The 14,590-nt window shown below is 57.9% G+C and carries 11 protein-coding genes; 3 read left to right on the plus strand and 8 right to left on the minus strand.

All coding sequences use genetic code 11. The features are described from left to right. The first annotated feature begins 56 nt into the window (after positions 1-56). From A8990_RS20200 to A8990_RS20210, 3 genes are all read left to right on the plus strand, one after another. The gene (locus tag A8990_RS20200) at positions 57-1,829 is read left to right on the plus strand and encodes a DUF4091 domain-containing protein (protein ID WP_116190854.1); all 1,773 of its coding nucleotides are present in this window, start codon (positions 57-59) and stop codon (positions 1,827-1,829) included. 94 nt (positions 1,830-1,923) lie between these two features. Continuing rightward, positions 1,924-2,874 (plus strand): carbohydrate kinase family protein, encoded by a 951-nt coding sequence (locus A8990_RS20205; protein WP_116190855.1) that lies wholly within the window; start codon positions 1,924-1,926, stop codon positions 2,872-2,874. Beyond that, positions 2,871-3,842 carry a 1-phosphofructokinase family hexose kinase gene (locus tag A8990_RS20210; RefSeq protein ID WP_181909686.1) on the plus strand — a complete coding sequence of 324 codons (972 nt, stop codon included), beginning with the start codon at positions 2,871-2,873 and terminating at the stop codon, positions 3,840-3,842. The genes A8990_RS20205 and A8990_RS20210 overlap by 4 nt, the downstream gene beginning before the upstream one ends. A gap of 694 nt (positions 3,843-4,536) precedes the next feature. On the opposite strand, the gene A8990_RS32625 is transcribed toward A8990_RS20210, so the two are convergent. From A8990_RS32625 to A8990_RS20250, 8 genes are all read right to left on the minus strand, one after another. Next, positions 4,537-5,628 carry a zinc-dependent alcohol dehydrogenase gene (locus A8990_RS32625; protein WP_342772917.1) on the minus strand — a complete coding sequence of 364 codons (1,092 nt, stop codon included), beginning with the start codon at positions 5,626-5,628 and terminating at the stop codon, positions 4,537-4,539. Beyond that, positions 5,513-6,658, minus strand: a complete 1,146-nt coding sequence (locus A8990_RS20220; RefSeq protein WP_116190858.1) for an ROK family protein — start codon at positions 6,656-6,658, stop codon at positions 5,513-5,515. Before A8990_RS20220 ends, A8990_RS32625 begins: the two co-directional genes overlap by 116 nt. Beyond that, positions 6,651-7,850: an N-acetylglucosamine-6-phosphate deacetylase gene (gene nagA, locus A8990_RS20225; RefSeq protein WP_181909687.1), complete on the minus strand. Its 1,200-nt coding sequence runs from the start codon at positions 7,848-7,850 to the stop codon at positions 6,651-6,653. The genes A8990_RS20220 and nagA overlap by 8 nt, the downstream gene beginning before the upstream one ends. A gap of 10 nt (positions 7,851-7,860) precedes the next feature. After that, the gene (locus A8990_RS20230) at positions 7,861-8,673 is read right to left on the minus strand and encodes a creatininase family protein (protein WP_181909688.1); all 813 of its coding nucleotides are present in this window, start codon (positions 8,671-8,673) and stop codon (positions 7,861-7,863) included. 28 nt (positions 8,674-8,701) lie between these two features. Continuing rightward, the gene (locus A8990_RS20235) at positions 8,702-9,526 is read right to left on the minus strand and encodes a sugar phosphate isomerase/epimerase family protein (RefSeq protein ID WP_116190861.1); all 825 of its coding nucleotides are present in this window, start codon (positions 9,524-9,526) and stop codon (positions 8,702-8,704) included. A gap of 23 nt (positions 9,527-9,549) precedes the next feature. Further along, on the minus strand, positions 9,550-10,719 hold the full coding sequence (locus A8990_RS20240) for a dihydrodipicolinate synthase family protein (RefSeq protein WP_116190862.1): 1,170 nt from the start codon (positions 10,717-10,719) through the stop codon (positions 9,550-9,552). A gap of 15 nt (positions 10,720-10,734) precedes the next feature. After that, complete coding sequence (locus tag A8990_RS20245; protein ID WP_116190863.1) at positions 10,735-11,886, minus strand: Gfo/Idh/MocA family protein; 1,152 nt, start codon at positions 11,884-11,886, stop codon at positions 10,735-10,737. A gap of 74 nt (positions 11,887-11,960) precedes the next feature. Next, positions 11,961-14,081 carry a right-handed parallel beta-helix repeat-containing protein gene (locus tag A8990_RS20250; protein ID WP_116190864.1) on the minus strand — a complete coding sequence of 707 codons (2,121 nt, stop codon included), beginning with the start codon at positions 14,079-14,081 and terminating at the stop codon, positions 11,961-11,963. Between the last annotated feature and the right edge of the window lie 509 nt (positions 14,082-14,590).

Genomic DNA, 14,590 nt, shown 5'->3' on the forward strand with positions numbered 1-14,590 from the left:
GGGCGGCGCGGGTGCACAATGATTACAGCGGTAAAATCAAAGGAGATGATCTGGTTATGGCGCTCTTGGTGTGGGCTGTGAATGACGGCGAGAAAGTATTGAAGGAAGATCTGGCGAATCCGAATAAAACGGGAAACAGCGTCTGGGACGGCAGCACGATTCGGCTGTTCGGCGCGCGGAACGAGACGGTGGCCTTCCAAGTTATCGTTGAAGCCGGGGATGCGGAAGCGGCTTCGCTCTACGTGGAGATGTCCGGGCTTGTCCATGACGAGCACCAAGATTGCCGGATTGAAAATGACGCTGTCCTCGGCGATGGCGGATCGTATTACATCGGCCGGCGAATTGAAGTGTTCACGCAGCATTACTTGTATGTTTCCCCTGACCTAAGTACAGCGCCTCAATGGTTTTTTGCACAATCTTCCCCTCCTCTTCATCGCTCCGGCTGGATTCCGGATGCCCTTATTCCTGCCCATGCCCGTCCGCGGCTTGGAGGTCAACCTGTACGTGTGGAAGCGAGATCGAACCAAGGGTTCTGGATCGATGTTTATATCCCGCGCGATGAGTCGATGAAGCCCGGGACTTATAGGGGGACAGTTACGGTCCGGAACGGTGAGGCAGTTGCTGCTGAGCTGCCTGTCGAGCTTCAGCTGTATGATTTTGCGCTGCCGGATGAGAACCACTCGCTCTCCTTCGTCTATGCGAACGATGTATCCGAGTACTATCCGGATACGCCGGACATTCGAGACCGTTTACGCCAGATGGCGCATCGCCACCGCTTCGATCTGGTCGGCTCCGATGTACATAATGGGAGATTCGATGCCGAGGCTTTGGAGAAATACGCGCCGTATTTGAACGGTTCCTTCTTCACCAAAGAGAATGGTTATGAGGGACCGGGCGAGCATGTCGGCGAAGGCGTGTTTCCGGTTGGGATGTACGGCGGCAAAGTGCTCGGAAGCGAGCCGGAGGAGATGCAGCGCGAAGCGGACAAGTGGGTGGAATACTTCGAAGCGTTGAACTGGCCGGGCACGTACTTCTGCTATCTGATTGACGAGCCGCTTCCGGCAAAATATGAATGGATTCGCGAGCAAGCGAATATTGTGAAAGGTTCGTCAGGTGCGGGCAAGCGTCTTCCGCTGCTCACGACTCGGCGATATACACCGGAGATTGAGGATGCCATCGATATCTGGTGCGCGCACAAGATCGATCCGGAATCGGTGGAGCATTGCCGAGCGAGCGGCGACAAGCTGTGGTTCTACAACGGGTATCGGCCTTATCACGGCTCGTTGATTCTGGAAGCGGAAGCCGTCGATATGCGGGCAAACTCGTGGCTGCGGTATCGCTACGGCATTGAAGGCTACTTCGTCTGGCACGGCACGCATTGGCGGCATAATCATCAAGGTCCGCGCGGACGCTGGAACCAGAATGTCTTCGGATATGCGGTTACTTTCATGTACGTGGCTAAAGATGAGGCCACCTACTATGGCGATGATGGCGTTCACTTCGGCAACGGCGACGGCATCCTGTTCTATCCTGGGCGAGATCCGTTCTTCCGCGAGCAGGACCGCGGGATTGACGGGCCGATCAGCTCGATTCGCATGAAAAATTTGCGCCGCGGCATTCAGGATTATGAGTATTTATGGCTGGCAGCACAGCGCGGGCATGCAGCGGAAGCGGACGCGATCGCGCTTGAGGCGGTTCCGACCGGCATGCATGAGACGGTTGAAGGCGGCCAGGCATCTTGGTCCTCCTGCGGCAGCAATTGGGATGCGTACCGGAGGAAAGCGGCGGAGCTGGTTGCGGGAGCTAAGGTGGAGCTGGCGCAGGAGTAGGAACTGGAACAGGAGTAGGAACTGGAACAGGAGCAAGCGTAGGCGCAGGAACAAGCGTAGGGAAACGTGTGATATCTGAACGGAGGCGGCGTGGATGCCATTGCCATCGGTTAAGAAAGTGATCGTCGTCGGAGAGCTGAACGTCGATTTGATTTTTGCAGATTCCAACATCGTGCCGGAGCCGAACCGGGAGAAGCTGGTCCGGGATTTCCGGCTTGCGCTTGGCTCGTCTTCCGCGATAGCGGCAGCGGGATTAGCAGGGCTTGGGCTTGAAGTTGCTTTTGTCTCTATTGTGGGAGATGACGAGTTCGGGCACTTTTGCTTAAGGGAGCTGGCGCGGTTAGGCGTTGATGTCTCGCATGTCGTGGTGGACAGCTCGGTCCGAACCGGCGTGACGCTGTCGCTGACCGATGAGCGAGATCGCTCGCTGCTTACGTTTATGGGATCGATTGGTTCTGTCACGCCTTCGATGATTCCGGAGAAGCTGTTCCGCGAGGCATCGCATGTACACTTCGGTTCTTACTTTCTGCAAGATGCGATGCGTCCGCATTGGCTCGAACTGTTCAAGCTGGCGAAGGCTTGCGGCATGACGACCTCCTTCGATGCCGGCTGGGACCCCGCGGAGCATTGGGATCGTGAACGGTTGGCGGCTCTGCTCGCCTATGCCGATTGGTTTATCCCGAGCGAGGAAGAAGCGCTGCAGATCTTCGAGGCTGGCTCGGTTGAGGAGCTGCCGACGCGATTGCCTGCCGGGCGCGGGGCGGTTATTGTGAAATGCGGCAGCGCGGGGTCAGCTGGTGTTTATGCGGATGGGCGTGTGGTGTATTCGCCGCCGTTCACGGTTCAGCCGGTCGATACGACCGGGGCTGGCGACTCGTTCAACGCCGGCTTCATCGCGGCGAAGCTGCGCGGCGAGTCGGATCGCGAAGCGCTCGAATACGCCAACGCTTGCGGCGCGCTGTCGACGCTAGCCATTGGCGGAGCTGGCACGGTTACGCTGGACGGCGTGGCGCGGTTTTGGCCGGAGGGGCGGTGGTTGGCGTGACAGTTGAGGGAAAAGGCGGATCGCCGGACGTGTCGATCGTGTGCGTCTCGCTGAACACCGCTATCGATAAGCGGCTGCTCGTTCCGGGGCTCCAGCTTGGCGCGGTCAATCGTGCGGTTCACGTCGACGCTACCGCAGGCGGCAAGGGATTGAACGTTGCACGTGCGGCGCAGTCGCTTGGCACGGATGTGCTGGCTGTTGGCTTCGCTGGAGGCAGCAACGGGGATTGGATTAGGGGGAAGCTCGATATGATCGGGCTTCCTCATCAGATGGTGCCAATTGCGGGTGAAAGCCGGATTTGCCTCAATATGATTGATGAATATACCAGTCGATCGACTGAAGTGCTCGAGCCGGGACCGGAAATATTGGCTGCGGAAAAGGAGCAGTTCCTTGCGTTGTGGCATTTGTTGTGTAAGCCAGGTCGATGGCTGACACTTTCGGGCAGCTTGCCGCGGGGGCTTGGCGATGGCTTCTATGCGGAGCTTGTTGCATTGGCGCGAGAAGTCGGAGCGTTCGTCGTGCTGGATACGAGCGGCAAGCCGCTGAAGCTCGGCGTTGCAGGCGGACCGCACACGGTGAAGCCGAACGAGGAGGAGTTTCGGCAATGGTGTGGCGCGGATCCGCGTGATCACGCTGCGGTACGGCGTGTGGCCGAGGAGCTCGGCAGCGACTACGGCGTACAGACGCTGCTCGTGTCACTGGGGCGCGAAGGCTGCCTCGCGGCCAAGCCGGACGGCCGTTTATGGCTCGCGGTCCCCCCGGCGGTGGACGCCGTCAACCCGGTCGGCAGCGGCGACTCCTTCGTCGCCGGCTGGACCGTCGCCTGCTCGCGCGGACTCGGCGTGCCGGACGCGCTGCGCTGCGCCGTTGCCGCGGGCACCGTCAACGCGATGTCCCCGGGCACCGGCGAAGTGAGCCGCGACGCAGCGGAGGCGATGGCGTCACGGGTTATCGTGACGGAGCTTTGATAAGAGTTAGGCGAGGACAGCCAGTACGGCTGTCCTTTTTGTATTTTCTCACCTTTCGCCGCTTTTTGCCCCAAAGTAGAGCCTCCAGGTAACTACATTTACTCAAACTGTCGCTTTTCCGCCAATGAAGCGCCCCCAGGTATCTACATTTGCTCAAACTGCTGCTTCTCCACCAATGTAGCGCCTCCAGGTATCTACATTTGCTCAATGTGTCGCTTTTCCACCAATGTAGAGCCTCCAGGTAACTACATTTGCTCAAACTGCTGCTTCTCCACCAATGCAGTCAATCAAACCAGCTACTTTCCCTCTTCCCCTGGGATTTCCACCAATGTAGTCCACTAAACCAGCTACTTTCTCTCTCCCCTCCGAATTTCCACCAATGTAGTCCACCAAACCAGCTACTTTTACTCTTCTCCCCGGAGTATCCCAGAGGGATACACATTGGGATAATTTCGCCGATTTCTGCTAATGAGTATCCCTAGGGGATACTCATCACTGCGTTTTCGCCAATTTCATCGAATGTGTGTCCCTGAGGGATACTCATTGCGACAATTTCGTCGATTTCTGCGTAAGAGTATCCCTGGAGGATACTCATACGCATCAAACCTCCCAAAAACCAGAAAGAGGATCCCCCAAGGATCCTCTTTCCTCTTTCCTCTTTCCTCTTTCCTCTTTTCTCTTTCTCATCTCTACCTCACTCCCCACGCTCGCGCCAATTCAAAATAACGCCGCAAGCGCGGTCCTTATGATTCAGCAGCAACTCATACGCCTGCTTCGCCTCCGTACTCGGCAGCCGGTGCGTGATGAATGGCTCCACGCGGAGTGCTCCGCTCTGAATCATGCCGAGCACCTCGCGGTACAGTTCGCCCGAAGTCGGCAAACCATCGACTCCTTTGAGCGAAGCATGCGCTCCCGTCACACTTACACCCTTCCGATGGATCAAGTCGTACACATTCAGCGTCACGAGCCCCCGCGTCGAGCCTAGCAGGATGACTTGGCCGAGCACGCGGCACAGCTCCAGTGCAGTAATAACCAGCTCCGGCACACCGCTCGCTTCTACAACGATGTCCGCATCCTTGCCACCAGTGATGCGGCGGACATCCACTCGAATATCCTCCGCCCCACCGTCACCGGACAGCACAACATGCTCCACACCAGTCCGCTTCGCCAGCTCCAGCCGCTCCGGCACGACGTCGATTCCGATCGGTATCGCGCCGCGCTGCGCGAACAGCTGGGCCGCCAAGTTGCCGACGAGCCCCATGCCGAGGACGGCAACATAGTCGCCCGGCTTCACGCGGGACAGGAGCACCGACGTCATCGATATTTCGGCGATTCGCCCGAACAGCGCAAGCTCCGGCTGCAGCCCTTCAGGCATCCGCACGACCAAATCTTCCGTCGCTTCCATCACTTCATAATTCGCGTGATGCGCCGCCGTAAAGACATGGTCGCCGCGCGCAAACCCGCTCGCCGCTCCCGCTTCCAACACCTCGCCAACTGTCGCATACCCCGGATAGAATGGGAACTTTGCGAACCGATTCGCCGGATTCGGCAGGTCAATGTGCGTCCCCGTATACAAGGCCAGCTCCGTTCCCGGGCTGATCAGGCTGTAATGCGTTTCTACCAAAACATCACGCTCACCTACCTGCAACGCCGCCCCGTCAACGCTCTCTTCAACCTCGACCGTGAAAGGCTCTGGAAACCGCAGTTTCGTTATAAGCCGCGTCGCCCTCACGTCCGTCACGTCCATCACGTCCGTCACTCCCGACACTTCCGTCGCTTCCGACATCTCCGACATCTCCGACATCTCCGACATCTCCCCTATCCCCCTCCCTCGCACACTGCGCTGCGTAAGCAACCGCGCCGATCAAGCCTGCCGAGTCGCCGAGCGCTGCTTGGAGCACAACCGGCTTTTTCCAATGGACGTACCGGCTGTTGATTTTCTCCCGGACGGGCCCGAGCAGCAGCTCACCCGCCTCCGCAACGCCGCCGCCGATAATGACCGCATCCGGATTGAGCAAGCAAACGGCTGTCAGCAGCTTCGAAGCGAGCACCTCCGAGGCATGGCGAAAAATTCCCTGAGCCGCACCATCTCCCAAACTCGCCGCCTGATAAACGTCATAAGCAGTGGGCTTCCGCCCGAGAGTACTCAGTGAAGTCCCGCCACCTAGAGAGGCTACTGCTTCTGCCGCCATCCGCGCAATCCCCGTTGCCGACACGATGCTTTCCACGCAGCCGCGTTCACCGCATGCGCATAACGCCGACTCCCCGGGAACCGGATCATGTCCGATTTCCCCTGCATAATAATTCCCGCCGCGCACCATCTGCCCATCCACGAAAGTCGCTGCCGCAATCCCCGTGCCGACAGTCAAGCACAGCACATTCCGATAGCCTTGCCCAGCGCCTGCCAGCACTTCGCCAAGCGCATAGATCCGCACGTCATTATCAATAAAAACATGAACGCCAAGCCTGCTGCTCATTTGCTCCGCTAGTGGAACACCGAACCAGCCCAGATTGGAGGCCGCCTCCGCCCTCCCGAGCACCGGATCCACCCAACCGGGCACGCCCATGCCGCAGAGCGCCAAGCCATCCGTACAGCCAGCTTCCTCTGCGAGCCGCACGATTTCCTCATGCAGCAGGTCGAAGAACTCCGCCGGATGATCGGTTTTTCCAGGCAAATGGGGCAGCAGCGTAGGGATCGAACGTTTGCCAAGCAGTCGTCGAGATCGGTCAAAGACGCCAATTACCGTATTTGTTCCGCCAATATCAACGCCAACGTATGCCTGCTTCAGCGAAGCAGAGGGCAGCTGCTCACTCATCCGAACCCCTCCGATAGACGGTTTTGCCTCGAACGACGGTTTGCTGTATATTCAACTCCTGATCGAGAAGCACGAAATCCGCGTCTTTCCCGGATTCCAGCGACCCTTTTGCAGCGGAAACTCCGACTTGTCTTGCCGGTACAACCGTAAGCGAAGGCAGCACCTGCTCAAGCGTCAGTCCCGTAAACGAAATCACATTACGCAGCGCCTGACCCATCGTGAGCGCACTGCCGGCGAGGCTCGAACCGTCCTTCAAAAAGATTTGCCCGCCGTGCATCGTCACATCGCCATAATCCCCATCCGGAAGTCCGGCACAGGTTACCGCGTCTGTAATCATACAGACGTTCAAAGGCCCTCGCGCCTCAAACAGCAATTTCACCACCGCCGGATGAACATGAATGCCATCGCAGATCAATTCGCAAGTCAGTTCTCTCAGAGTCAGACCGGCGCCGGCGAGTCCCGGCTCCCGATGATGAAGCGGGCTCATTCCGTTAAAATGATGCGTCGTATGCCGAAGTCCAGCGCGTACCGCCTCGCGAACCTGGTCATAAGTCGCATTGGAGTGTCCCGCCGACACCGTGATGCCAAGTCCCGTTAACTGGCGGACTGCCTCCATTCCGCCGTCCACCTCGGGAGCTAAAGTCACCAGCCGAATCTGCTGCCTCGCGGCTTCTACAATCTGCTCGATCTCCTGCGCTGACGGCGTTCGGATATCCTCGATACTCTGTGCTCCACGCCGCAGTACATCGATATACGGTCCTTCGAGGTGAATGCCAATCAGCTGCGCTCCGCCTAAATCCCACTCATCGTCAAGAACGATCGAAGAAGCAGCATCGAGTGCATGCAAAATCTGCTCAAGCGGAGCTGTCGTCGTGGTAGCGAGAAAAGAAGTCGTTCCATGCTTGGCATGAAAGCGGCTTATGCCATCCAGGTGCTCCCGCTCGGCAGCCATAACGCTGAAACCGTTGCCGCCGTGAATGTGAACGTCGATGAAGCCGGGCACGAGCAGCAGCCCGCTTGCATCATATACCGGCACATCTGCCGGAACCCCATGCTCCGCGCTATCGCCAATTGCCGCAATTCGCCCATTCTCATCCGTCAAAAGCAAGCCGCGCTCAATAATGCCATGCGGCGTATAAACCGCTGCGTTTGCGTAACAAGCTGCCCTGGTCGTCTCCCTCTCCTTCGCCATTCCAATCGCCTCATCCCTCATATGAATCGTCGAAACTCAGCATCCTCGCATAACGTCCCCCAGCAAACCGAACTAACCCGTCAACCTGCCTCTGCAAGCGCAGCTCTCCTTCCGCCGCCGTTGCCGCGGAATACGGCCGTTCGCCGCCGACGCCAAGATGCTCGCGTTCATGACCGTCATTCGTCGCCATGTTGACTCTATCGCCATGCAAATGGAGCATCATGCTCGTTTCAATAGCAGCGGCATGATCGCTGGCGCGGAGCGGATCGTCCGGCTCCATCAGCGTGTAATCCATAGAAAAGACGACCGGTTCCATGCCATCTTCACGCCCCAGGCGGTAGCACACTTCGTCGATGACATTTTGCTGGATGGACGGATTGTGCCCGGAGATCAGCACGACAAGCCGGAAGCCGCGGCTCAAGTAGTTGCGGCATGCGTTCTCGAGCAGCGCTGCGAACAGCTTGGTGTCGATGGAATAGAACGACCCCGGCAGCGCGTATCCTGCGGTGGCGTCCATGCCGTATCCAATGCCGAACCCCGCATCCCAATGGGCATCCGCTGCAAAATGAATCGCCGGCATCACGACACCGCCCGTCCGCCGAGCCGCCTCCAAACATAACCGCTCGGCCTTCAGCGAATCGACGCCAAGCGGATTATGCCGGCCATGCCACTCGAGCGTGCCGAGCGGCTGGTACGCAACCGGGAATTGCTCCTGAATCGCGAGCAGCTCGCCGGGGCGCAAATACTGAGCACGCACCTCCGCAGGTATCGGTTCCAGCGGAACCTCCCGCTTCACTCGTGCAGCGTCGTAATGCTTTTTCATCCTGCCCGCCCCCATCCCATCTAAGACTCTAAACGTGCTCTAGGTATCTGCTCTTAATGAGTGCGAGCGATTCGTCGCCATCCATCTCCCACACCGCATGATTGAAAATTTCCACCTCAATCGGACCCGAATAACCCGCCGCCTCAACGGCTTGCCGGATACGCCGCAGCTCAATGACGCCATCGCCCATCATGCCGCGTCCCATCAGCAGGTCCGGCGTCGGCACGATCCAATCGGACACATGGTAGCCGGCAATTCTACCAGCGGCTCTGGCAATTTGCTCATATAAAGCAGGGTCCCACCAAACGTGGAACACATCCACGACAACCCCGACCTGCTCCGGCGTATACCGCTCCGCGATATCGTTCGCCTGCGAGAGCAGGTTAATGACCGAGCGCTCCGCCGCATACATCGGATGAAGCGGCTCAATGCCCAGCCTAATGCCATGCGACTCGGCATAAGGAACAAGCTCCGCGATGCCTTCCTCCACCATCAGCCGCGCATCGGCAATGTCTTTGCCTGCGGCGGGGCCGCAGACGAGCACGAGCACATCCGTGCCGAGCTCCGCCGCTTCCTCCACCGCGCGGCGGTTATCGTCCATCCGCTTGCGCCGCTCCTCGGGCGTCGGCGCCGGGAACATGCCGCCCCGGCACAAGCTGGATACGCGCAAGCCGGAATCGCGTATCAGCCGCCGCGCTTCCGCCAAGCTCGGCATTTGCGCCAGCTTATGCCGCCACAGCGCAATCCCTGGTACGCCTGCGCGAAGGCAAGCGTCCGCCGCTTCCGGCAGCGACAGCCGATCCGTCGTAATCTGGTTTAAGCTGAGTCTTTCGTAATTCGTGAGCTCCTGCATACGAATTCCTCCCTTCGCCTTCATTACTCAATGCCAGCGAGCGCAAGCACCTGCTTCATCCGGCGCACCGCCAGCTCTGGCTGAGCAAGCAGTCCCGCCTCGTCTGCCATACGAAACAGCTCGGACAGATGAACGATCGACCGCGCGCCCTCCGCTCCGCCGAGCATGCGGAAGTGATTCTGATGGCCGTTCAAATACGCCATGAAGACGATACCTGTCTTGTACGCATAGGTCGGCCGCTGAAATATATGCCGGGACAGCGGTACCGTAGGCGCGAACAGTGCCTGGTAGCCCGCCAAATCTCCTTCGTCCAGCGCATGTATCGCTGCTGCAGCGACAGGCGCAATCGCGTCGAAGATACCGAGCAGCGCATCGCTGTATCCATATTCGTCGCCGAGTATCAGCTCGGGATAGTTGAAATCATCGCCCGTGTACATCCGCACGCCGCGCGGAAGCTTGCGGCGCATCTGCACTTCTTTGTCCGCGTCGAGGAGCGAAATCTTGATTCCGTCCACCTTATCCCGATTGGCTTCGATAATGCGCAAGCACACGTCCATCGCCGTACCGATATCCCGCGATCCCCAATACCCGGCAAGGGCGGGATCGAACATATCGCCGAGCCAGTGCAGGATGACCGGACGCGATACTTGCCGCAGAATCGTCCCGTACACCTGCTCGTAATCCTCCGGCGACTTCGCAGCGGCTGCGAGCGCGCGGCTCGCCATCAAGATGACTTGACCGCCGCGGCTCTCGATATATTCGCACTGCTCCTCGTAAGCGCGGATGACCTGCTCGATTGTCACAGAAGGTCCAGGCGCCAGTTGATCGGTACCCGCGCCGCAAGCGATGCGACCTCGGGCGTATGCGGCTTCCTTCAGCGACAGGCCGATCAGCTCCTTCGCACGGAGCCAATCGAGCCCCATTCCGCGCTGCGCGGTATCCATCGCTTCAGCGACGGCAAGCCCGAGCGACCATAGATGATGCCTATACGCCATCGTGGCCTGCCAATCCACCGCCGCGCCGAGCAGCGGCTCCGCGGCTGCGAACGGATCGCAGACGACATGCGCGGCGGAGAACGCGATGCGTCCCTTCAGTGGAACAGCCGGCGCTTCAATAGGCGCTCTTCCGCTGAGCGTATATGGCACTAACTCGCCATCAGCGACAGGCAGCCTCAGTTGAATGATTTTGCTCATATTCTTCAAGCCTCCTTACAGCTCGAGCGCCGGAACATCCACCCAGCGCCGCTCCGCCCATGACTGCAGGCCAAGCTCCGCCATCTGCGTGCCCTTCGCGCCTTCAAGCAGATCCCACGGGAATGGGGAGCCGGTAACGACATGCTTCAAGAACAGCTCCCATTGCACCTTGAAGCCGTTCTCGAACAGCTGATTATCCGGTACTTCCTGCCACTGCTCCGTGAACTTGAACGGGTTCGGAATATCGGGATTCCACACCGGCTTCGGCGTGTTGACGCGATGCTGCACTTTGCAATCACGCAGACCAGCGACAGCACTGCCCTCGGTGCCATCCACCTGAATCGTCAGCAGGTCATCCCGTTCGACGCGCACCGCCCAGGAGGAGTTCGCTTGCACGATAATGCCGCCTTCGAGCTGGAATATCGCATAAGCCGCATCATCCGCGGTGCATGCATATCGCTCGCCTTGCTCGTCAACCCGCTCCGGAATATGCGTTGCGCCAAGGCAAGAGACCGCTTTCACTTCGCCGAACAGATTGTCCAGCACATAGCGCCAATGCGCGAACATATCGACGATGATCCCGCCGCCGCCCTCTTTGCGGTAATTCCACGAAGGACGCTGCGCCGCTTGCCAATCCCCTTCGAACACCCAGTAACCGAACTCCATGCGCACCGACAGAATCCGTCCGAAATAACCGGCATCCACCAGCCGCTTCAGCTTAATGAGTCCCGGCAGAAACAGCTTATCCTGCACGACGCCGTTCTTCACGCCCGCTTCTCTCGCCAGCTTCGCGAGCGCAAGCGACTCCTGCAGGCTGTCCGCTGTCGGCTTCTCGCAGTAAATATGTTTACCTGCGGCAATCGCTTGTTTCACGCTCTCCGCGCGCCGAAGGGTAGTTTGCGAATCAAAATAAATCGTATTATGCGGATCCGCCAGGCAAGCCTCGAGATCCGTGCTCCAGCGGGCAACGCCGTGCTTCTCGGCCAATGCCTGCAGCTTATGCGCCTGCCTGCCAACCAGAATCGGGTCAGGCATGATGCTGTCTCCATTCGGAAGCTGAATGCCGCCCTGCCCCCTGATCGCCAGAATCGATCGAATCAAATGCTGGTTCGTGCCCATTCGCCCCGTAACGCCATTCATAATAATGCCGAGTGTATGTACGGTCATCTTAATCAGCCTCCTTATGTTCAGGTGCCGCCGCCAGCCTTCAACATCCCTCAGCCAGCGGCGACACATCAAATCTACTTCTTCACATATTCAAAAGCGCCAATGTCCAGCTTCCCTTTATCCGGCCGCTTCTCGCTTTGCTGATGCAGCACATACTGCTTTTGCAGCAAATCGCTGTACGCACCGTTCAATCCCGCTCCTGCATCAATCAGCGCGGAATCAGCTTTCAGCTTGTAGTTCTGAACGCCAAGCGTCACATCAACGAAGCCCGGGTCCGTCCCCGTCTTCGTGCCGATGTTCTTCGCGGGAACGCGATCCGGCTGATTGAAATCGTAGTAATAGCCTGCCGTGAACCAGTTGTTTCGCAGCTCAATTGTGCCGTCATCATCGGTAATAACCAGCGGCGCCGGGTTCGCGCCGGCATGGTGGAACACATTGTTCCAAGCATCGACATGCTTACCCGGTGCATAGAAGAGCACGGTCCGCTCGATGCGGCCCGGGTCCTTCAAGCCAGGCACGCCGTCTTGTCCATAAACACGCTGCTGACGGTAGGTCACAACCGTGTTGTTCCAGAAATTGAGCCTCCCGTGCCGATCCGGAACGGTCACGCTGTCGCCGCCGAAATTAATAATTTCATCGTCGCCCCATGTATCGAACAGATGGTCATGCTCGATCAACAGATTGCCGTAGACGAACGAGCTGTTATACGTTGGATCAAACACGATGCGAGGCGTATCCTCCGCGTCATCGAGCGCGATTTGCCTGCGTCCGCCTTCAATCCAGTTGTACCGGACAACGGTGCCTGCACCGCGATCCTTCAAGCCGTAGCCTTGCGAGCCTGTCAGCAGATCGCCGTAATGGTTGTTCTCATACACAGTGCCGATCGCCGCGATATAGCTGTTATGCTCGAACATCCGGCCTGCATTGCCGTTGCCGTAGATGTAGTTGCCTTGAATGAGCAGATCCTTCGACGTGTAATCGATGAGTGCTCCTTCCCATACATACATCGAGGATGTCCCAAATATGCCGTTTCCGTTGTCATGAATCGTGTTATTGCGCAGCGTGACATGATCGCCGTTGTCGATCCAGACACCTGCCGCATTGACTGCATAGCTGGCAAGCGCTCCGCTCGCATTGACGTATTTTTTCGAAGCATGCGCATTCATCACTTCGAAGTTTTCGAACGTCACATAAGCCGCCTTCTTGCTGTCCTTGCCGATACGCACGAGCGAACGGTTTGCGTTCGGAATCGGATTGAGCGCGCGCGTCGCCGCCCCGCTGCCGTCAATCTTAGGCAGCTCGCCGCCTGGTCCCGGCACGCCGTGGATGATGATCGGCTGCTCCTTCGTCCCTTCCGCGAATATCCCGATTTTCTCCCGGTAAGGCTCCGGACGGTAGTAGATGTAGACGACGTCCCCAGCCTTAAGCGTCTCCCAGGCAAACTCATTGATGTTCTGATACGTCTTGCCCGGACCGATCTCCACTGTCGCAGGCGCTTCGTTCGCACCGGGCTGCGGCTTCGAAGGCGCCGGCACCCAGTTGTCATAGTTCACGCTGCTTAAGTCGAGCTGGAACTTCAGCTTGTCGTTGTCAGCCAATCCTGCCAGATCGATCGGCTCGCTGAAAACCATCCATGATGCACCGGCACTGCCGGCTACAGAGTACGCGATGCATTTTGAATCCGACACCCCGCAGTTCTTGCCGATGATGCCGTTGATCGTGTAGGTATAGTAAAGGTCGTCCTCGCTCGCAAAACTTAAGAACTGGAACGGACGCTGCGCCTCATTCGTGAACAGCTTCATGCTGCCGAGGCTCATTCGGTCCACGTACAGCACATCCTTCGATTCCGGCCATCCGCCCGTAATCTCGCCGTCCTCGTTCATCGCTGCATCTGCCGGGACCCAGGCAATGCTGCTCAGCTGGCCGCCTTCAAGCAGCGTCCTCAAGACAGACACCGGAATGTCGTACGACTGGAAGCCGTCCTTCATGTCGACGTCGAACGTGAATGAATGTGCCGTGTCCGCAATGTATGTACTGCTCTCCGTATCGACATTGAACAGCGCTTTCAGCTTGAACGGCGCAGCAGCGCCACTCGCCTTCTGCACACTGCCAGCCGCAAGAAGCGCGAACAGCATCGTAAGCATCATCATGACAAGGATGGCTTGCCTCGGTCTAAGTCCATATGCTTGGATCATCTTCGCCCTAACCTCCCATTTTCTCAGATGAACAAATGAACCACCCTAAGGCTAACGGTACAGCAGCAGGTTGCCCGCGGCTACGGTAGCCTTTTGCAGTCCTTCATTGTTCTTCGACTTGTTAAAAATGTGACCGGAATCGCAAAAAAAGAGAAGAACCGAAGGCAATGTCATTAAGTTAACTCAATGACATTGACCGAGAATAGAAATGGAATCCAAAATGGCATGAGGGAAACCCCTGTGCCGTTTGTTTTTTTGGTGCAGTCTGAAAAAAGTGTACAGCAAACAAGCGGATAGACAATCCGCTTAAAAAATGTTCATTCGAACCGATTTATGCTACTCTGTAGACGAAGCTTACAGATGATTTATAGCGTGTTTTGCGCGTATTCTGCTGCCCTGGTCGAATCGGGCGAATCGGCAAAACGTTTCTTCGAATCAGTGCTTCAACATCAGACGGGGGTTCATCGTCTCTTGAGCGCAGGAAATGTCTACAAACATGAACGGCAACC

It is taken from the genome of Paenibacillus taihuensis, from assembly GCF_003386535.1.
In the GTDB taxonomy this organism is placed as follows: Bacteria; Bacillota; Bacilli; order Paenibacillales; family Paenibacillaceae; genus Paenibacillus_Z; species Paenibacillus_Z taihuensis.

Coding starts and splice junctions, on each gene's coding strand:
- A8990_RS20200 (WP_116190854.1), top strand. CDS start 57: ATGGCGCTCTTGGTGTGGGCTGTGAATGACGGCGAGAAAGTATTGAAG.
- A8990_RS20205 (WP_116190855.1), top strand. CDS start 1,924: ATGCCATTGCCATCGGTTAAGAAAGTGATCGTCGTCGGAGAGCTGAAC.
- A8990_RS32625 (WP_342772917.1), bottom strand. CDS start 5,628: ATGTCGGAAGCGACGGAAGTGTCGGGAGTGACGGACGTGATGGACGTG.
- A8990_RS20220 (WP_116190858.1), bottom strand. CDS start 6,658: ATGAGTGAGCAGCTGCCCTCTGCTTCGCTGAAGCAGGCATACGTTGGC.
- nagA (WP_181909687.1), bottom strand. CDS start 7,850: ATGGCGAAGGAGAGGGAGACGACCAGGGCAGCTTGTTACGCAAACGCA.
- A8990_RS20230 (WP_181909688.1), bottom strand. CDS start 8,673: ATGAAAAAGCATTACGACGCTGCACGAGTGAAGCGGGAGGTTCCGCTG.
- A8990_RS20235 (WP_116190861.1), bottom strand. CDS start 9,526: ATGCAGGAGCTCACGAATTACGAAAGACTCAGCTTAAACCAGATTACG.
- A8990_RS20240 (WP_116190862.1), bottom strand. CDS start 10,719: ATGAGCAAAATCATTCAACTGAGGCTGCCTGTCGCTGATGGCGAGTTA.
- A8990_RS20245 (WP_116190863.1), bottom strand. CDS start 11,886: ATGACCGTACATACACTCGGCATTATTATGAATGGCGTTACGGGGCGA.
- A8990_RS20250 (WP_116190864.1), bottom strand. CDS start 14,081: ATGATCCAAGCATATGGACTTAGACCGAGGCAAGCCATCCTTGTCATG.